This window comes from Paenibacillus anseongensis, from assembly GCF_009757995.1.
Taxonomy (GTDB): Bacteria; Bacillota; Bacilli; order Paenibacillales; family NBRC-103111; genus Paenibacillus_E; species Paenibacillus_E chondroitinus.
Genome location: NZ_WSEM01000008.1, coordinates 485,252 through 507,816, shown reverse-complemented (window position 1 = coordinate 507,816; position 22,565 = coordinate 485,252). Strand labels below are relative to the sequence as shown.

Below are 22,565 nucleotides of genomic sequence, written 5' to 3'. Positions count from 1 at the left end.
TTACTTTGAAATGGATGAAGATAGCTTTGGCCATGACTTGCATTTCTATGACGATTGCCGGGTGCGGGACAAAACAGGATACAGCGGGTAACGGAACAGATTCTCAAGCTAAGCCAGTTGAAAGTGCAGCACCTGCGAGCAAAGAGAAAGTTACGCTAACCTTCTGGGATGATAATGCAGGGCCGAACCGAACGCCGTTTTATCAGGAAATGTTTAAGAAATTCGAAGAAAAATATCCGAACATACACGTTGAATATGTCGGAGTTCCACAGCAATCCTATAAACAGAAATTCGATGTCGCCATTGCTTCGAATGATACGCCTGACGTTGGCGCCGTAGCTAATAATTATGTATCTGATTTCACAGCTAAAGGAGCACTGCTTGCGCTCGATCCGTATTTGGATAAATGGTCGGATAAGGATAAGATGATTCCTTCCGTTGTCAATTTTATTCGTACGCTGGTACCGGATAAAAAGCTGTATATGCTGCCGAATACGCTCTATATGGATTTGTTCTGGTATCGGCCGGATTTGCTCAAACAAGCCGGATTGAATCCCCCTGGAACGTGGGATGATTTTTTCAAGGATGTCGAAAAGCTGACGGATGCAGGGAAAAGTCAGTTCGGCTATTCGATGCGTGGCGGGACAGGTAGTATCAACCAATTAACAACGGTTATGTATTCATACTCCGGTATACCTAATTATTTTGATCAGAATGGCAAATCCACAGTCAACGATCCGAAAAACGTCGAATTCTTGAAGAAATATGCAGCATTGTATAAGAAGAACACGCCGACTAGCGACATTACCAATGGATACAAAGAAATGGTTGCAGAATTTGGAAGCGGTGCAACGGCTATTGTGCAACATAATTTCGGTTCCTACAACGACAATCTGAAGGCACTTGGAGAAGATAAACTAGCAGGTGTATTGCTGCCAAAATCGTCGGATGGCAAGCAAGTTGTGATCACACAGCCTAACGGATACAGCATTTTCAAGAATTCGAAGCATCCGGCGGAAGCGTTCCAACTGTTAAGCTATCTGGCTTCCAGCGACATGCAGACCTATTGGAATCAAAACATTGGACAAATGCCGACGAATCAGGATTCCATGACCAGCGATTATGTAAAGAACTCTAAGCATCTTCAAGAAGGTTCCAAAATTCTGGCGGACAGCAGCACCAAAGTACTGGATGTTCCTGTTTATTTACCAGATTATGCAGGATTGCTCACGCAGCAACTGGAGCCAAACTTTCAAAAGGTACTCTCAGGAACGATGACCGCGGAAGAGTTTTTAAACGGTTGGGCGAAAGCTATAGAAAAATCAAAGCAAGATTATGATAAAATGATAAAAAAATAAAGGAAAATCTTGTAATCGTTCTAGAAGTCTTTGAATGAGATTACTATGGGTGGAGGCGATAACATGAAAAAGGTACGGTCTATTACATCTACCATTCTATGGAGACTAATTCCAGGTCTTATCTTTTTAGTTGTTTCCTCCAGCGTTGTCTCCTACATTTTATCCGCAGAACAGTTGAAGTCGAATGCTTACGACAATATTTATGATACCGTTTTCCAAACGAAAAACTACCTGGACGACCGACTTGGCGTATTATTAGCAGCGGTTGTCAACTTATCAGGCAGTAAGGAGCTGACTCAAACCTTAATTGCATCCGAGGAGCCAGATTTTACTCTGGGTCCGTCGGATTATATTGCGTTGAACCAGGCAACGAATCAAATTTTTACAAATGATTACTATGACATGGTCGACTCTGTTGTTCTATGGTATAACAATGAGTCCGTTTCCTTTGCTAGAACAGATCGTTTCTTTCCACTTCAGAACTTTCCTGGTGCATCATATTTAAAGCGGAGCAGCGAAAGCTCCTTTGAAACAGTCTTTTGGAAAAATATACATACAAGGGACCTTCCATCAGGAGATTTCAGCAGCCCAATGGTTGCCAGCTTTTATACATGGTTGGGCATAAAGGGGACAGCACCGCAGGGCGTGTTTATTGTTAACATCAAAGAAAGCTTTTTTTATAAAATTTTGAACTCACCTAAAATTAGTGATAACGGCTATTTATTTCTGCAAAGTCCTGATGGCATTATGCGGTTTAAGCCGGTAGCGGATAAATATGATCTCGATGAAGATGAGCTTCAGGAAAAACTGCTGCATGCGCCAAATGCAAGAGGCCGAATGGATGTCAAAAATAACAACGGCTCGAACATGGTTGTGATTTACGAAACAGTAGGTGTGAATCGTTGGAAGATTGCTGCCGTTTATCCCGAAGAGGAACTGCTCAGCAAGGTGAATTATATCAAATATGTCAGCATTGTAGTGATGTTGGCCACACTCATATTTGCAATCATGTACTCCAATCTTCTAGCCAGATACATTTCAAGGCCGATCAAACATTTAACGAAGCAAATCAATCACATTCGGGAAGGCAATCTGAATGTGAATGTACAACGTTGGCCGCAATACGAAATGGATACGCTAAATCACGGGTTGCAGGAAATGGTTGAAAGAATCAAAACTCTCTTGCATCAGGTTGAGGTCGAACAAGAAGTGAAGAGACAGATTGAAATCTCCTTATTGCAAGCGCAAATACAACCGCATTTTTTGTATAATACGTTGTTTTCTATCAAACAGCTTTGTGATATGGGTGAATCAAGGGATGCCAGCAGGATGATATCAGCCTTGTCGACCTTCTTTCGAATCTCCATCAGCAAAGGAGAAGAAGTTATTACCATCGATCAGGAGTTGGAACAAGTCCAAATGTATTTGTTTATACAGCAAATGAGATACGGGGATTTATTTCAATATAAGGTTGATGTCGATCATGAAATTTTGGGTCAATCCATTGTAAAGTTGACTTTGCAACCTATTGTTGAGAACGCAATTTACCATGGGATCAAGAAGGGTGAGCAGCCTGGGGTAATTCGCATCAAGGGCTACAGTTCAGACGAAGATATTTATTTATATGTAGAGGATAATGGAGCGGGGATTGAACCGTGGAAATTAAATGAAATCAGGGAAGGATTGCTCCTAAAAAGACCGGTTCAAGTTGGTTTCGGCATCGTCAACGTTCACAGAAGACTCCAAATGATGTATGGACCGGAATATGGGTTGCAATATGATAGCGATCCCGACAAAGGAACAATTGTAACCATCAGAATCCGTAAAAGCAAGGATGAAAGTAAAGCTGATGGGGAGGGGAATGGTTATGCGTAACCTGATTATTGCCGACGATGACGTTATTATTCGAAGGGGACTAAGCAAAACTATCGATTGGGCAAGTTATGGGTTGCATCTCATTGGGGCAGCAGGAAACGGCAGGGAAGCGCTCCAATTCGCCGAAGAACTGAAGCCGGATATTGTTCTGAGCGATATTCGAATGCCTCATATCGATGGGCTGGAACTTGCTGAACAATTGCTGGCAAAATATCCTGATGTGAAAATCGTCTTAATGACAAGCTATGATGAATTTAAGTTTGCCCAGAAAGCACTTAAACTTAAAGTGTTTGACTATGTGCTTAAGCCCTTTGAGAATGAAGTATTACTTGAGACAATGCAACGGGCTGTTGCAGAATATCAACGCGAGAGCAAGGTACGAAAGCAAATCTCTGACAGCATGCCCCTGATGCGGCAATTGTTCTGGGAGCATCTGATTTCAGGGCGCTTCCATGAAAACGAGCTTATGGCAGAAGCGAAATTTCTGGAAATCAACTTGCAGGCAGCTACTTATTTGGCATGTATTATTAAACTGGACGATTACCATTTTCCTAAAGTTCGGAATCGGTATGGGCAAGAGATGTTAAGGTACTGCGTAAGCAACATTATTCAGGAAATGACGGCAGATCTTGAACAATGCCATATTTTTCATTATGACGGCGAAGAAATTGTAATCGCTTTCGGAGTTTCAGCTGATACGGAGTTGAGGAAACAACTAATTCGAGAGATGATGGAGGAAGTTTGTAAAAATGTTGAAAGATATTTGAAAACAACGGTCACGATCGGTGTCGGACCTATCTACGAGAATCCGATTTCGCTTCGACGCTCTTATTTGGAAGCGAAAATGATACTGGAGTACCGGCACATTGTCGGCACGAATCAGGTGTTGATTACGAGGGATATTGATCTTCAACCCCCAGTTGAAACGACTGTTCTGGAAGGCTGGAAGGATGAACTTCTTGTGAGAGTAAAATTGGGTATGAAAGAGGAATCACTTGCAATTATTAGAGAATTGGAACAAGACATTGTTAACCGGAAGATCGTGCCTCTGCAGGATATACATATACTGGGGACAGAGATTGCACTATTGCTGTATCGTGAGTTCTGGGAGTGGATTCATACATGGAAGATGGAGTTGAAGTTCGGCGGGTTCACCCACTTTTGTACGAATCTTCAAACATTGACAACCTCGAAAGAAGTATTCTCTACGATTCAAGAGTTTTTGCTCGAGTTACTAGCAGAAATTTGTTCCCGGCGCGACAGCCATCAAAAGCAACTGCTGAATAAAGCACATAAATATATTGAAGATAATTATAACCGTGAAGAATTATCCTTGCAGGAAGTTGCTGATTATGTAAATGTAAGTGCCGGCCATTTGAGCTCCATTTTTAAAAAAGTGGGCAATAAGGTCTTCTCCGATTATTTGTTGGAAGTTCGCATGAAATCAGCACTGAGTTTAATGAGTCGGGAAGACTGCAAATCCTATGAGGTTGCATACAGGGTTGGATTCAGCAATCCTCAATATTTTAGCGTCTGTTTTAAAAAGTATACAGGCTTCACACCAACGGATTATCGGAACGGGAGCCGCATGAGCACTTAAGAGAATTGCTTCGTATTTTTAACAGTTTGATGCTTTTTTTGTATTCGCTTTAATTTCGTTTACACCTAAAATAGGAAGCGTGTTGACTATATGTCAAGAGAAAGGGGAAGTGAAAAATGAATCATCGCATACAACGATGGCTTGCAAGGGGATTAGTTTGTGTACTATTTTTCCAGATATGCTTTGAAGTCGCGACTGTAAACGTAACTACCGCAAAAGCACAAGAATTGACACAACAAAGTAATATTTCTAGCAGCTATGTGTCCACAGTAAATGCAGGAAATGATTTCAAATTAGTGGAGAATGGTGTTTCAGCAAAACTATACGTGGACAAAAATGATTCTGTAAGCGTAATAAGAGCGGTTGGAGATTTCAAAAAAGATGTTAAAGGTGTTACGAATGCTGATGCGCAGGTCGTCAATACAGTCCCGACAAGCGGAAATGTTGTCATATTCGGCACGATTGGCAGCAGTGCAGCTGTGGATACGTTGATTGCCAACGGCAAGCTAAATGTAGCCCAATTGAAAAAAGACGATGGGTCGTATAAATGGGAAGGCTTTATTATTGATGTTGTCGAAAACCCGGTTCCAGGCGTAGATCAGGCGCTGGTTGTCGCTGGAACCGATCGAAGAGGAACTATTTTTGGACTTTATGATATCTCTGAGAAAATGGGGGTCTCTCCGTGGTATTATTTTGCGGATGTCGCCACTAACCATAAAGAAAGCGTATACATAAAAGGGGATACGAACATTACAGATTCACCTGATGTTCAGTACAGAGGAATCTTTCTCAACGACGAAGAGAATCTGAATGATTGGGCAAAAGCACATACAAGTAACGGGACAATCGGACCGGATATCTATGTTCATATCTATGAATTAATGTTGAGATTAAAAGCCAATTACATGTGGCCTGCGATGCATGTCAACGGATTTAATAATGATCCGAACAATGCAAGGCTAGCTGAGGAATATGGCATTGTAATGGGGTCAAGTCACCCCGAAATGTTCTTGAGAAACAATAATATGGAATGGCCGCAGTGGCATACCGCGTACGATGCCGCTCACGGAACAAGCTCTGTATATGACTATACCGTAAGCCCTGTTGCCGTATTGCAATTTTGGAAAGATGCGCTTATGAGAAACAAGAACTATGAATCACAGTGGACACTTGGTATGCGAGGTGCCCACGATGAACCTTTTACCACGGCAAATATCAATAATGGAACTTTTCCTGGCGCAACTGAACAAGAAAGAAAAGTTAACCTGCTTGGCAAGATTATACAAGATCAAAAGAATATGATGAAAGATGTATTGGGGCAACAGGGATATGACAACGCCTTCAAAATGTTCATTCCTTATAAAGAAGTATTGCCTTTATATAACGCGGGCTTAGCGGTTCCGGATGAATTAACGATCATGTGGGTCGATGATAATCAAGGCTACATGCGAAGACTGCCTAATGCAGCGGAAAGACAAAGAAGTGGTGGACATGGTTTATACTATCACGTTTCCTATTGGGCACCCGCCGATCAAAGCTATTTGTGGTATGGAAATACGCCACTATCTTTAATGGGAGAACAATTGCAGAAATCATATGAGTCAGGGATTCAAAAAGCTTGGATATTAAATGTTGGTGATTTGAAACCATTGGAGGGCGAAATGGAATTCTTCCTGAGCTATGGCTGGGATGTTCATAAATATGAGAATAATTCGAAGAAATTCCTGCATGACTGGATTAGCAGAGACTTTGGCTCTCAGTATGCAGATGAAGTTACGGATATTATCAACACGAATTATCAACTTTCTTATAATAGAAGACCCGAGCAAATGAGAGTTGATTTCTTTGATCAATTACATTATGGGGATGAATCAACTAAGAGAATGCTCACCCTTCAAAATATTTTTGATCGAGCCAGTGCCATTTATGACAGCTTGCCGGCGGATATGAAAGACGGTTTTTATGAACAGGTCCTAAGTAAAGTTCGTTGGTCCTATTATGTATTTAAGTCCTACTATTATGCCGATAGAAGCAACATGGCTTATGATCAGGGAAGACTTTCTTCCGCGAATAATTTCTTGACACTGTCTCAAGAGGCGGATCAGCAAAAGAAAACGGAAATAAATTATTACAACAAGACGTTAGCTGCAGGTAAATGGGATAAAATACTGGATCCTGAGATTCATCCGCCGCCACCAATGTCTCAACTGCCAGCAGGATCACCGGCTCTGAAATTGGGAAATCCTGAAATGGGCGCAATTGTGCAAGGGGAAGAAAAAGTAAGCGCTAATTCCGTTATTGAATTTTCTGAATTCAATCAAGGTGGCAAATATGTAGATATATTCAATAAGGGAGCAGGAAGCTTTAGTTGGAGCGCTTCTGCAGATAAAAGCTGGATTAATCTTTCCAAAACAAGCGGAATGATTGTAGATGAAGATCGTATTTGGGTAAACATTAGTAATATTTCCAGCCATGCTGGTGAATCCGGGACAATAACTTTACAAAGTGGAGCCATACAAAAAATCATTACCGTAAAAATAAAGGCAACTTCGATTTCTTTAAGTCAAGTGCAAGGTTACGCTGAAGCGGATGGTTACGTCTCCATAGAAGCAGAGCATTACAGCAGAAAAAATGATGTTGGTCAGGTACTGTGGCAACCGATTTATAATCTTGGAAGAAATACGGGAGATGTTATGAGAACCTATAACCCGACTCTTGCAAGAGTTCCAGAAAATCAAATCAAGGCTTCTGCACCTTCAATGGAATATGATGTACAGTTTGAAACGGCAGGAACTTTCCCATTGGAAATCTATAGAGTACCTACTTTAGATTCAATGGGAACAATCAAATTTGCAGTTTCCATTGATGATGGAGAACCAACTGTTATCTCCAGCGCAGTAGCAGATGAAGGCCAAGGCACAGACTGGGTAAAAAATTTCTTCCGGCATATTGAAAAGCATCTGACAAACGTCACTATCCCAACAGCAGGTAAGCACACTGTGAAAGTTTGGATGGTCGATAATTACATCATGATTGATAAGATGGTCATTTATACAAGTCCGCAAGGGATTTTGTATGCTGACAACGGACCTCCTGAAAGTTATAACAGCACGTATAACAAAGCGTTTTCAAGTGGATATGAGATGCTGCCTCGCACTGCTCCTGTCGCACAAACCGAGAAAGATGAACTCGCTCAGTGGGGAAGTGGTGCCGTTCTTGAAAAGAATGGTAAAGTATCGATCGAAGCAGAAATGGCCTCGGAAAATAGTGATTATGCAAAAGTCATCGCAAAAAGTGGGAATTCGTGGAGGATCACACAGTCGGATACAGGTTATGCAATGAGACTTCCAGACCTAGGCGGCCAGGTGAGCAATGCGGCAGATTTGGTAAGCAAGAGTCCTGAAATGCAATTTAAAGTCAAATTCTCAACGCCAGGGACCTATAACGTTTGGATGAGAACTAGAGTTATTGATGATGCTAGCGACTCTATCTATGGTGGTATTGATGGTAAATATACAACAGCGAGTTTTGATACTTCTCAACTGTTTAGCTATGACAGAGATGAAAAGTGGTTGTGGCCGAGAAGAAATGGCGTTATTACCGTAACTGCAGCGGGTGAGCATACAATCAATGTTTGGATGCGGGAAGACGGTATTTCAGTTGACAGAATTTATCTTACGACGGGATCAGAGACCCCTAATGATGCAAGCTGGGTTGTTTCTGAAAGAGAACAAGCAAACCCTGATACGATCATGTCCAATACGATTGCCGTCACTGAAAAGAAATTGCAGGATGCACCTGTGCCTGTAGGTACGGATGTTGGTTCTTATGAAAAAGCGGATTATGATCTTTGGTTTTCTGCTTTACAAGAATTGAAAAACCTTAGAAATAGTGGCTCCAAAGATATGACAGTCATTAATACGGCTATTACTAAGCTAACCGATGCAGAAAGTAAGCTAAGAAAAAATCTAAAATTACAAGATGGTCCTTTCAGTTATATTGCCTATCAAAATTTTGAAAACAATGAAATAGGTAAACTGCCTTTTGGCCTCAATGTAGAAAGTATTACAAATGGCGGAACGGCTGCTGTAGTCGAAGAGGATGGAAAGCGATTTTTGCGACTTACAACTTCGAGTACAAGTGGATCTAAGGCCTTGCTTCAATTGCCGTTTGGGGAAAACGGCGGTGCTGCTGGAAAAGAGCTGATTGTTAAGATGAAGGTAAGAGTGCCTCAGAGCGCACCATTCACCAATCTGGCTTATATTTCCAACGCTCCGGATGGTAAATATGCTATCGCATCAGGTCTTGATCGAAATAATGCTCAACAACAGAAGAATGTCATGATGCAAGATGCCAGTAATAAAAAAATGGTTGGCCTTTATGAAGAAAATAAGTGGCAGGATGTTAAATTTGTTGTAAATACAGCTAACAAGACATACAGCGGGTATTTTAATAATCAGCTGGTAGCTGACAATTTTACGTATAGAGCGCTGGATCGTGAAACACTGAATTATCAACAATTTGGTTTGGATAATCAGCCGAACGGCATTTTTGATGTCGACGACATGCAGGTATATGTGGCACCAACTGCAGAAGAAGTCGCTAATGCTCTTACAACGTTAACCTATCGAAACAATGCGCTTAATCTTCCGAATAATTCTGACTACAAATTGGAGATTGCCAGCTCAAGTCAGCCTGAAATTATTTCAACCAGTGGCATAGTAACCCCTCAGAAAAATGACGAGGAAGTCACTGTGACGATCAAAGTTACCAAGCTTAATGATGGCACAACGGCAGTATCTGCACCAATTACAGTACTTATAGAAGCGGCTAATAAGCTTGCTATACCTACTGCGAATCCGATGCCAGGCACCTATGTTGACGCACAAAAAGTAGCATTGGCAAGCGATACGGCAGGTGCAGAGATCTATTACACAATAGATGGAACCACACCTACGACGGGCAGCACCTTGTACACAGGCGAAATTGATGTTCGGGAAAGCACAACGATTAAAGCGATAGCAGTGAAAGACGGACTGGCTGATAGTAATGTCGCTGAATTCATGTATAAGATTGGAAGAGAAGCAGAGGCCTACACCATAGAAGCGGGCTTCAACCTAAATTCTTTGCAGCCAGGCGAGATGCTTACCGGAAAAGTGAAAGTTACCAACGTAGATGCAAGCGGACAACCAGTGCTGGTCATTGTCGCCTTGTATGACAGTAACGAACGGATGGTGAATGTATCTTTCATTTCTAAAATCGTTGCACAACGAAGCAGCGAATATCTCAATGCCGGTTTTAAGCTTCCTGCCAATGTAGAGGGTCATGTTGCACGAATATTTGTATGGAAGGGTACTGATATAGAATCATCCAGCATGATCCCACTGGCAAATGGTACTACTACGTTGAGATAGTTTGGAGAGGATGGGGCGGATAGTGATAGCTTCCGTCTCCATCCATCATGTTTTGTATCTACGATTAGGAAGAGGTGGTGAGTCTATGTTAAGAAAACAAGTACTGATGTTATTCGTAGTTTTGGGATTAATGATGTGTAGCAACGCATATGCGGAATCACCAGACTATCAGACGAATTGGGCATCCAAGGAAATTTCCAAGTGGCAGTCTTCCGGGATCGTCAGCGGCTATCCAGACGGAAATTTCAGACCGGATGCCCCCATTACCCGAGCGGAATTTTTCAAATTAATATCTGAAACGATGGGACTAACCACAACTGTGGGGACTCATTTTAAGGATGTTGAGGCGGATGCGTGGTATGCAGACTATATTGCCAAAACAGTTGCAGCGGGGTATGTGCAAGGGGATGGCGATCTTCAAGTAAGACCTAATGATCCCATCACACGTCAGGAAGTTGCAAAAGTGTTATCTCTAGCTTTTCACATACAAACGGATGCAACGGGATTAAATCACTTTAAAGATGCAAGAGACATTGCTGAATGGAGCAGAGGGTATGTTGGCGGGTTGGCGCAAGCTGGATATATTGCGGGTTATGACGATCAGTCATTCAAACCAACTCAACAGATTACTCGCGCGGAGAGCGTCAAAATGTTTGACAATCTGGCGGGGGAATTGTTCGTGCGCTCAGAGACGTATGCAGATTTGGATGTTTTCGGCAATGCACTAATCAATAAAATAGGCGTTACACTGAAAAATGTAAAGATCAAAGGAAATTTGTATATCACCGCAGGAGTTGGTGAGGGCAATGCTCAACTGGATGACACGATGGTTGCAGGAGAGGTTGTCATTACTGGTAAAGACATCTCCCTGACCATTTCCGGCAAAACGACGATTAAAAGCATCCAAATTGCTGCCGAGGGCGTGAAGATAAACGGGCAAACCATAGATACGGGAAGTGTTGTGAAAGTTGAAGATGGAAAAGTTACTGTCATAACAAAGCCAACGAACCCGACAAATCCGACGACTCCATCGACTCCAACGGGACCCAACGGCCCAACAGCCCCAACAGGTCCAAAGGAACCTACGGGCCCGTCTTCGGGCGGGGGCTCAACTGTACACGTAACAGGTGTAAGCTTGAGCCAGCAAGCAGCTTCGTTGAAGGTAGGAGAAGCGCTTACATTAACGGCTTCAATTGCACCGGCGAATGCGGATAATAAAAATGTGCATTGGTCCTCGAGCAATGAGGCAATAGCGACTGTAGAGAACGGCCAAATAACTGCACAAGCAGCAGGAAGCGCAGTGATCACGGTAACGACGTCTGATGGAAGTTATTCGGCAAGTTGCATAGTCACCGTAACGCAGCAGGACATTCACGAGGGGATCTACAATGTTACGACTACTGTCAACGCAGCGAGTCAGCAGGTTACCCTTGAGGGCTACGTCGCTAGCAGCAGTGCGGAAACAGTTACATTCAGAGTGATAGATCCTGAAGGAAATGTGGACTGGATTGGTCAGACATTAAGCGGCCCAGAAGGAAAGTTCGTTTTCACGTTCACACCGAGTAACAAGATTCAAGGGGAATTCACAGCAGCGTTGGGAACAAATGAATTGGCTGCACCGATTTTCGTTAAGTTTAAGTATATAGCAGATTAAAACTAGATTGAAATAGGAAGGTGGGCAAAACACGAGATGAAGCTGCTATCCAAATTGCTCCTTATTGCTATCCTCGTCCTTATGTCTGTAGGACTCTCGCAAATGACTTCGGTACCAGCACACGCCGCGGATGCTCAACCGGTTGTGTATCATCCTACGATTGATACCTATGTACAGGGAAACAGCACAACGGTCAAAAAGAACGATCAAATTATTGATGTTAAGCTAAAGGGCGATAATGAAGGATCAAATACGACCAGAGTGGCACTGTTTAAGTTCGACTTCAATGACTTTGCGGACACTACGATAGAGCAAGCTAAAATCAGATTATATGCAACGACGGCGGATAGCTCGCCGACCAGAGAATTGAAACTATCCGGGATTCCTTACGGTTCGTGGGTAGATGACATCAATACTTTGACTAGTGTCCCAACCAATAATGCAACGGAAATCGGCAGATTCTCGGTGTCGACCAGTGGTCTTCCCAAATGGTATGAAGTCGACGTGACTGATTATTTAAAAAGCCAATTGGCTGCCAAACAGGCATCTTTTAAACTGGAAGTAACGGTAGCTAATGATAAATCCAAAGTTACTTTTGCAAGTAATGAAGCGGCAAGCAACAAGCCGGAATTAGTGCTCTACAAATCCGAAGTTGAGCAGGTGAACACGGCGCCAGTTGCGTCCGATGTTGCCATTGACGGCCAGGCCAAAGTTGGTGGAACGTTAACGGGACTTTACACATTTACGGATGCGGACGGCGATGCGGATAGAATGTCCACGTACAAGTGGCTCATGGCGGACTCGGAGAGTGGAACATACAGCTCAGTTATCAGGGCGACATACCAAACGTTACAGCTCACTTCAGCGCTAAGCGGCAAGTACATCAAATTTGAAGTTACGCCGGTTGATGCCAAGGGGCTGGCCGGAGCAGCGAAGATGAGTGCGGCAGTCGCTATTGAAGCTGTTCCTGTCCATGAAGTTTATCATCCGGCGCTCGATACGTATGTTCAGGGAAACAGCACTTCTGTCAAAAAGAACGAAAAGGATCTTGTAGTTAAATTAAAGGGTACAAGTGAAGCAGCAAATACGACGCGCGTGGCATTATTAAAATTCGACACCAGCCAGTATGATGGAAATCAGGTGGGGCAAGCGATTCTCCGTTTGTATGCGACGGCAGACACGGATTCGTTGGAGAATAGGGATCTGATGCTGTATGGGGTTCCGTATGATTCATGGCAAGAAGATATTGCCTCACTGGCGGCGATCCCTGCTAATGGAACTGAAATCAAGGGCTTCTCTGTAAAGAAGAGTGAAGTGCCTAAATGGTATGAAATTGATGTAACCGATTATATGAAAAGTCAAATGGGGACGAAACAGTTTTCCTTTAAACTGGTTGTCACAACAGCCGATGAAAAATCGAAAGTAGTTTTTGCAAGTAATGAAGCAACGGACAATAAACCTGAATTAGTGTTAGATAGCCGTCCTCCTGTATCGACGAATACGGCACCTGTTGCATCCAATGTAGGCATAAGCGGTGTGGCAGAGCCCGGAGAAACACTAACTGGAACGTATACGTTTACGGATGCAGATGGCGATGCAGAAGGAACCTCTTCCTGCAGCTGGCTTATGGCGGATACAGAGAATGGTGTGTACAGCGCTCTGGTCGGCCAGACACAGAAAACGCTGCAGGTTACTTCCGCTCATGTTGGAAAATTTATCAAATTTGAAATTACGCCTGTAGACGCTAAAGGTCTGGCAGGGGAGACTAAGCAGAGTGCAGCAGTTGTTGCAATAGGAGCAGTAAACGAGGGGAATAAATTTATAGTAAATGTTACTTTCAACATGAGCAAACTTGAACCGTTAAAAACCCTTAACGCGAATGTAACGGCAGCTAATATTGGCGAGGTTGAGAAAGAAGTGCTTGTTGTCGTAGCGCTTTATAATCAGAACGATGAAATCGTTAATCTGTCCTATTCATCCAAGAAGCTGGCAGCGGGACAAAGTGATCAGATTGTTGCTGGATTCAAGCTGCCTGGTGCTGTCGACGGTTTCAAAGCGAAAGCAGTCGTTTGGGAAGGAACAGATATTCAAGATGCAAGCATGATTCCCTTGTCAAATGTTGTTGTCCTTTTAAATTAGTCCTATTGCGAATCAAACCTCAGTTCCGCATGAATCGTTATTAGTTCATAGAGCGACTTTTCAAGTGTGAACGCATACTGATAAGTCGCTCTATTCTTCATGCAGTTAGGCGAATTAGAGATGCCCAAAAAGTAGGATGATCTAAATAAATAACAGATAAAACTAATCATAGAAAGGTTATCAATCGAAAATATAGCGTTTACAATTAGAAATGGCACTATTTTGAAAGTGCTTACATGTAATCTATGAAAGGAGAGTGAGCCTGCACATGGCAAAACTGCGAAATCGAAATATGAAAATACTTGTGATGTTATTTCTAGTCTTATCATTAATGCTTTCGGCCGTTGTTCCGATGAATGTGCTTGCTGTAGACAATGCACCTGACGGAAATGAATCAGGCTTTCCGCTATTTAAGAATGGTTCGGTAGCGGATATCTATGTATCGAGCTCGGATGATAAGCAAATTGTACGAGCAGTAGGAGATCTGCAAAAAGATATACTTGCTGTTACAACAAAGACACCTGGAATTAAAATTAGTGCTAATGGTTTGAACCAGTATTCCATCATCGTTGGTTCAGTTGATAAAAGTGATATTATCCAACAACTGATAACAGAGGGAAAATTGGATGAAGCCAAGGACCTGAAAGGCAAATGGGAATCCTACGTCATTAAAATGGTAGATGATCCACTTCCCGGCGTGAAGAAGTCATTGGTTATCGCCGGCAGCGATAAACGAGGTGCCGTATATGGTGTGTACGACGTCTCCGAACAAATTGGAGTTTCCCCTTGGTATTATTGGGCGGATATTGTCCCACAAGTAAAGAGTGAAATCGTCCTTACGCAGCCGTTGAAAGAAGTGGGAGAGCCTTCTGTGAAATATCGCGGGATCTTCCTGAATGATGAGCAAAACCTTGCCAAGTGGGCGGCGCTCAATGACCCTGCAGGAGCACAGGGCGGCAATATAGGTCCTGAAACGTATAAGAAAATATTCGAGTTACTGCTAAGGCTGAAAGCAAATTACATTTGGCCAGCCATGCATTCCGAAATTCGTTTGGGACCGACGGACTATTTCAATAAATATCCTGAGAACCGTGTAAATGCCGATGCCTATGGTATCGTAGTGGGAACTAGCCACGCTGAGCCGATGATGCGCAATGGTACCGGTGAGTGGGGTCCGTTTCTTCAAAGTCAGGGATATTTGCAAGGCGTTGATCTCAAAACAGTAAATGCAATAGATGATTTGAATAACCTAACGAAATATCCTAACTCAGCGCCATATGACTATACAGTGAATCCAACACTCGTTAATAAATACTGGGATGAAAGCGTCACGGCTTACAAAGATTATGAGGTCTCCTATACGCTTGGCATGCGCGGACTTCATGACAAGCCATTCGTCACTGCCAATGCATCGACAACTTCACAAAAACTTAAGGTGCTTCAGGATATCGTTGACAGCCAGACAAAAATGATGAGTGATCATAACATCAATCCCGAAGCATTCCCTATCTTTATTCCATACAAAGAAGTGTTGCCTCTTTATGAAGCAGGTTTAAAGCTTCCTGATAACGCAACCATTGTATGGGCGGAAGACAATCATGGTTTCATCCGGCGGTTTCCTACCGTGGCTGAGAATGCTCGCTTGGGTGGAAGCGGTGTATACTACCATCTGTCTTATGTAGGAAGCATGACTTACATCTGGCTTGATTCTACCCCTCCTGCTCTTATGTTAAGCGAAATGGGAAAAGCCTATGAAAGTGGAGCGAAAGAGCTTTGGGTTCTCAACGTAGGCGACATCAAGCCAAATGAAATCGGTATGGATTTTTTCCTGGATATGGCATGGAATATAAATAAGTGGAACAAAGAAAACTTGAGCGGAGACAACGGATATCTATCCGAATTTGCTAAAAAAGCGTTTCCTCAAGCGAACAAAAAGGAAATAGGTGAAATCTTAGCGGAGTATTACCGCCTGAATTATGCCAGAAAGCCTGAGCACACCAACGCTGCAGAATTTAACGCAGTAAATTATGGCGATGAGTCTCAACAAAGAGTTGTGGATTATCAAAACTTGATGAACAGGGCTGACGCCGTTTATCAGACGCTCCCTAATGAGCAGAAAGATTCCTTCTATCAGCTTATTTCTTACCCTATTAAGGGATCTTACTATATGAACTTAAAATATTATTATGCTCAAAAGAACAAACTGTATAGCGCTCAGGGGAGAGCCCTGGCTGCCAATTTGGCTGCAGATCTGGCGCAATGGGCGCACAATAAAGAAGCGCAAGAAACCGCCTATTACAATAATACGATGTCCGGCGGGAAGTGGAGAATGATGATGAATCCCTACTTGTCGCCACTTCGACCTAACGCTCCGGGCATGCCTTCCGTAAGTAAGGTTAATGTTCCAAATGGAGCGAGCTTGGGAGTCGTCGTTGAAAGTGAAACGAATAGCACTACGAGCAGCGTGCTCAATTTCTCATCCTATTTAAAAGATACGCATTTTATTGACGTCTTTAATAAAGGAAGCGAGTCGTTTGTCTATCAAGTAACAGCGGATAAACCATGGGTGAAAATTTCGAAAAGTACCGGTACCATTATAGATGACACTCGTCTATTGGTGTCCATCGATTGGGATCAAGTCCCTACTGGCACTCAGAGTGCCGTTATTACCGTAATCGGTGCAGGCAGCGAGAAAAAGATTACAGTAAATGCGAGCAAGCCTGCGCTGACCAGGGATCAGATTACCGGATTCGCCGAAGCTAACGGTTATATATCCATTGAAGCAGAACACTTTACTCGAGAAAGTAAGAATGGAGCTATCGGGTTTCAAGTATTTAACGGACTAGGCCGCTCCGGAGGCTCCGTAGCGGCGTATCCGATGAATACACCAAGCTATATGAATAATTTGAGCAATGCTCCTAAGCTAAGCTACGATGTATATTTTGCCAATGCGGGAAGTTTCTCCACGACCGTATATCGTGTGCCGACTTTAGGTGCGGAGGGCCAAAGATTTGCCATTGGGGTGGATGGGAAAACTCCGATCGTCCTATCGGGTCAAAAAACGGCTGAGGAAGGCAACTGGCAAACCAATGTCACCAATGCAATTGAGAAGATGCAAGTGAGCATCAATATTCCTACGCCAGGATACCATACGATTGAGCTGTACATGATAGATGCGGGTGTGGCCATTGATAAGATCGTTGTTAATACGGGAGGCGAAAAACCGTCTAATCAAGGTCCGCAGGAAAGCTATAACTCCGTTTACAATGCGAATCCGTCATTCGTCCCAAGGATCCTGAGTATGTCCCGAGAGGTCTTGGATGCCTATATTCCAACAGTAAACGCCAAGATTTCTGAACTGCAAAATGATACGAGCGGTGATCCGACTATTCAGGATGCATTGGCATTTCTAAAAAATACACGTGATGAGGTTATAGCATCGTTGAGTGATCTGAAGGCTGATACCGTGCACGACGGATATGTCCGGCTGATCAAAGCCATGAGCGAGGTGGACTCCCTCAAGAATCTTCAGGGCTTGCTTGAAAAAGCGGTAGCGAGGGCAGAGTGGATTAAGAAGAACGGCGTCGCGGGAACTGATTTTCTAAATTATCCAGCAGATGCACTGGCGACATTCAAGACACAATACGCTGCGGTACTTGTTAAATTGAATGGAAGCCAAGACTGGACAGTTAAGCAATCCGGGTATGGCGAGCTTGTGGCAGCGATCAACGCGCTAGATAGTAAACAGATTAAGATTAACGGAAACAAAAAAATGCTGGTATACGATGATTTCAACGATATCGGCTCGATCAATGACCTGAACATACAATGGAATATCATGCAGTCCGGTGGGACCGTAGCACTGGAAACGGATCCTGTTGAGAGCACCAACAAATATTTGAAGGTGACGAAGAACAATGCTGCCGGTGAAACGGGACTTACGGCTTCCTATCCAGAAGCAAGCGGTCAAGTGTTCTTCGAGATGAGAGTTCGCTCCGATGCGCCGGATACCTTTTTCGGAATGCCTTATATCTATGGCATTTCTAGAGATAACAGCAATAACCTTTTCAGCAATGCAATGCGAAATAATGGCACATTCCTCGTAAATAACGGAGATGCAGGCAAGTTTACAAGCGGCACATGGTATAACTTGAAGATTGTGCTGGATAGCGCTAAGCAGACCTGCGACTTTTATGTGGATGACGTAAAGGTGAAGTCGGACTTGCCGCTTCGTGTGGCTATGACAACCGCCAATATGCTTAGCTTCTATACCAATAACGATGGATCCAATGCAGGGAAAACGGGATCGGTATATATAGATAATGTAAAGGTATATACCATTATTCAGGATACCGGCAGCGAGCAATCCAAAGCGAATCTTCAAGATACGTTGAACGAAGCTAAAAAACTTCAGGGAGAAAGCTACACGGCAGACAGCTATGGCGTTCTGATGAGTGCGATAATTGAAGGTGATAAGCTTGTCGCAACTAATGGAACAGATGAAGCTTATCTAAGCACCGTGGAGAAAATAAAAACAGCAGTCGACAACCTAAAGCTCAGGGCTTATATCCTTAACGACAACTTTGACAATTTGAACGCGATAACGGATCTTCCAAGCGATTGGAAGCTAATCCAAACCGGTGGTAGTGTATCTCTGGAAAATGATAACGGCAATAAGTTTCTGAAGCTTGCTCAGACCAAAAAGGGAAGTGGACTATCGGTAGAAGCGAATAAAAATTTCCCAGAGATGAGCGGGAAAATGTATATCGAGACGAGAGTGCGTTCCGACGCTCCAGCCACCTTCTTCGGCTCGCCATTCCTTTACAAAAATGATAGTTCAACAACAATTATCGCTACTGCAGCCTTACGCGATAATGGCTCAATCAAAGCATCTAGTACGGGAAATAATAGTACGACGACAGTTGAAGTAGGAAAGTTTAATCCTGGAGATTGGAATACGATCGGTTTAATTGTAGATTCCAGTAGTCAAAAAATGAATGTCTATGTCAATGGAGTTCTTCAGCAGCAAAATTTACCTTTACGCAATCCAATGACGACACTTGGTAAACTGAGATTTTATAGTGATGACAACAATTCAAGCAATCCGCCTGCCATCGGATATGTCGACTTCGTTCGGGTATACCGAGAAGGAGCGACAGCTATAAATCTGGACAGCTTAAATTCTAAACTTGAGGAAGCAGCGGTATTCGTCGATGATGAAGCGTACACGGTTGAATCTCGTGAAGTGTTGAGCGATGTGATTCAAACAATCAGCGCTGAGAGAGCAGATTATTCGCTGCAATCCCAAGTTGACGCAGCAGTAATTAGATTAACGCAAGCCATTGCTGGATTAGCTCTGAATGCTAGTGCCAACGCGGATTTGGAAAGCTTGAGTCTTTCAAGCGGTAGTTTAGCGTTCAACTCGACTACGACGAGCTATAATGTCAGCGTTGCGAACAATGTGACTAGCGTGACGGTAACGGCTGGTACAGTTGATAGTCAAGCAACGCTGAGCATCAATGGCATTGTAACAGCAAGTGCTCAAGCAAGCAGTCCCATTACGCTAGCGGTTGGTAATAATACCATCAACATTATCGTAACGGCAGCAAACGGCTTGACCAAGACGTATTCGGTTCACTTAACTCGCGAAGCGGGCGGAGAAGCAATGACTAAGCTGCAAAGCTCATTAGTTAATGCGAAAAAGCTTCAGGGAGATACCTACACGGCAGACAGTTATAGTGCTTTAATGGTTGCAATTCTCGCAGGTGACAAGCTTGTTGCGGATGGCGGAAGTCAAGAAGCCTTGCTAGGGGCTGAGCAGAATATTAAAGCTGCTGTTGATGGGCTGAAGGGCAGAACCTATATCATTAATGATAACTTTGACAACGTCAACTCACGGAATGACCTTTTGAATGATTGGAGAATGGTTGAAACAGGCGGAAATGTGACGTTGGAAAACGATAATGGCAACAAATATCTGAAGTTTGCCCAAACGAAAAAGGGAGCTGGGCTTTCGGTTGAAGCCATTAGAAATTTCCCGGAATCCAGCGGAAAACTGTATTTGGAGATGAAAGTGCGCTCGGATACGCCTGAGAGTTTTGTTGGTGCACCATTCCTTTATCAAAACGATAATTCAACAACGATTCTTGGATCTGTCTCCTTACGCGATAATGGCTTAATCCGAACTTCATATTTGGGTAATAACAATTCGAGTACAACTCAAGTTGGAACCTTTAATAGTGGAGAATGGAATACGATTAGTTTAATCATCGATTCCAACACACAGAAAATGCAAGTCTATCTGAATGGAATTCTGCAGAAACAAGATTTAGCAATGCGTAATCCATTCTCAACAGTTGGCAAACTTAGATTCTACAGCGATGATAGTACAACATCTCGTGCCAATGCCGTTGGTTATCTGGACTATGTTCGTGTCTATCGCGAGGGAACTACAGCTGTAAATTTGGCAAGCTTGGAGTTTAAACTTGCAGAAGCTGCAAAATTAGTAGAAGACATGGCTTATACGGTGGAATCCAGAGCTGCATTGAGCAGTCTAATGCAAACGATTTATGCTGAAAAAGGTAGCTATTCCATGCAATCCGAAGTGGATGAGGCACTTGCACGATTAGCGCAAGCTGTCGCCGGAATAATTCGGAACCTCAGCAGCAACGCAGACTTGGCGAGCTTGAAATTGTCAAGTGGAAGCCTCGTATTTACGCCAAATACGACAAATTATCATGTGAGCGTAGCGACAAATGTAGAGAATCTGACAATTATGGCGGAAGTTGCTGAGATTCATGCGAATCTGAATATCAATGGAGAGTCAACTGCCAGCGGTCAACCAAGCAGCCCTGTTGCACTTCAAGTGGGCAGCAATACGATTACGGTCGTGGTTACGGCAGAAAATGGCACAACCAAGACCTATACGGTCAACGTAACACGTGAAGGAGATGGCGGTACTACTGCCCCTGAATTGGCCTCTATCTTGTTGGATAGCACCAGCTACAGCTTACTGGTCGGCACAGGGCATGACACTGTTGTAACGGCTGTGTATTCGAATGGGAATTATCGTAATGTGACGAATGATGCGAGTTATGTCATGTCCAACCCTTTATTTGCAACGGTGACAAATCATGGGGTGGTTACGGGCTTGGCCCAAGGCTCGACGGTTCTAACCGTCACTTACGGCGGACAAAGCGCGAGCGCCAACATTACGGTTACCGGCGCTGTTCAATTAAGGCCGACAGTCAACGAGCCTGTTCTGGATCTTCCCGTGAACGGTACGGTTCCGGTAAGTATTACGGTTTCGCAAGAAGTAACGAATGCCGCGATTCAATTGGCGCCTGTTATTGAAGGAACGACAGCGAAGGTTATACTTCCGTCCATCGCGGTTCATGCAAGTACAGCGCTTGGCAATGTGACTTTGGACATTCCGGCCAACACGCAAGTTCAGGCACCGGCAAGCTGGAACGGCAAGTTTGAATTACCGCAATTAAAAGACAATCGTACCGTTTCGGTTCCGCAGGGTGTCGTTAGCGCCGTTATCAAGGCGGGTTCACAGGAAGTGTCTCTCACGTTGGATAAAGCGGCAAGAATGGTGTTTCCAGGAAAAGGAGGCCAGTTGGCAGGCTACGTTGCGCAAGGAGTGATTGTTCCGATTACAACCACAATCAGCGCAGACAATCAGATGGCCGCTGACTATGAAATTCCGGCTGGAGGGTCCGCAATCATTACCGTAGGAAATGATCTGGTGCTTTGGACGAAACACTTTACCTCGTACATTACCTATACGGCATTAAGCAGCGGAGGCGGTCATGAGGGCAACCACAGCAATGGAGAAGGTACGCCAGCCAATCCGCCAGTTAACCCACCAGTTAATCCGCCGGTCAACCCGCCCGCTACGCCCGATGGCGCACAGGAGCAGCCAACGGAGAGTAAAGGAGATCTGACGGATTTAAAAGGGCATTGGGCGGAGAAAAACGTTCAAGAACTGATCAAAACTGGAGCCATTGAAGGCTATCCGGATCGTACGTTCAAACCGGATCGTCAAATTTCGAGGGCGGAATTTGTGTCTCTCATCGTCAAGGCTTTCAAGCTCAAAGGGCAGCTAGGCATCGTCTTTGCAGATACCGGCAGTCACTGGGCTAGCGAGTCAATTGCCATAGCAGCTTCGCTAGATATCGTTTCAGGCTATACGGAAACAACATTCGGACCGGATGATGACATTACTCGCGAGCAGATGGCCGTCATCATTGTCCGTGCTGCGCAAATCAGCGCTGTAGAGGCAGGATTATCCTATGCGGATGGTGCATCCGTATCCGAATGGGCGAAAGCTGCCGTCGCTGCTGCTACAGCCAGTGAACTGATGGAAGGTTATCCGGACGGCACGTTCAAACCGCAGGGGCAGACTACCCGTGCAGAAGCCGCAACGGTCATTCTGAGAGCTCTTGGCATGAAGAAATAAAACAGTAAAGTTCTATTTATAATGTTAGCGAGGGCTGTCCCAAAAACCATGAAAATGGCTT

7 protein-coding genes are annotated in these 22,565 nt (G+C 43.8%); all 7 read left to right on the top strand.

Features of this window, described 5'->3' with window-relative positions; genetic code table 11:
- Positions 1 to 14: 14 nt before the first annotated feature.
- The 7 genes from GON05_RS09850 (at position 15) to GON05_RS09820 (ending at position 22,504) form a co-directional block, all read left to right on the top strand.
- Entirely contained in the window at positions 15 to 1,358 is a 1,344-nt protein-coding gene (locus GON05_RS09850; RefSeq protein WP_157318988.1) for an ABC transporter substrate-binding protein, read from the top strand.
- A gap of 63 nt (positions 1,359 to 1,421) precedes the next feature.
- Entirely contained in the window at positions 1,422 to 3,233 is a 1,812-nt protein-coding gene (locus tag GON05_RS09845) for a cache domain-containing sensor histidine kinase (protein ID WP_181646247.1), read from the top strand.
- The gene (locus GON05_RS09840) at positions 3,226 to 4,833 is read left to right on the top strand and encodes a response regulator (RefSeq protein ID WP_181646246.1); all 1,608 of its coding nucleotides are present in this window, start codon (positions 3,226 to 3,228) and stop codon (positions 4,831 to 4,833) included. Before GON05_RS09845 ends, GON05_RS09840 begins: the two co-directional genes overlap by 8 nt.
- A gap of 116 nt (positions 4,834 to 4,949) precedes the next feature.
- Positions 4,950 to 10,247: a glycosyl hydrolase 115 family protein gene (locus tag GON05_RS09835; protein WP_157318985.1), complete on the top strand. Its 5,298-nt coding sequence runs from the start codon at positions 4,950 to 4,952 to the stop codon at positions 10,245 to 10,247.
- Positions 10,248 to 10,332: 85 nt separating this feature from the next.
- The gene (locus GON05_RS39685) at positions 10,333 to 11,901 is read left to right on the top strand and encodes an S-layer homology domain-containing protein (RefSeq protein ID WP_181646245.1); all 1,569 of its coding nucleotides are present in this window, start codon (positions 10,333 to 10,335) and stop codon (positions 11,899 to 11,901) included.
- Between the two features lie 36 nt (positions 11,902 to 11,937).
- The gene (locus tag GON05_RS09825; protein WP_157318983.1) at positions 11,938 to 14,040 is read left to right on the top strand and encodes a CBM96 family carbohydrate-binding protein; all 2,103 of its coding nucleotides are present in this window, start codon (positions 11,938 to 11,940) and stop codon (positions 14,038 to 14,040) included.
- Positions 14,041 to 14,308: 268 nt separating this feature from the next.
- A complete protein-coding gene (locus GON05_RS09820) occupies positions 14,309 to 22,504 on the top strand; it encodes a glycosyl hydrolase 115 family protein (RefSeq protein WP_157318982.1) in 8,196 nt (2,731 codons plus the stop codon).
- The last annotated feature ends 61 nt before the right edge of the window (positions 22,505 to 22,565 follow it).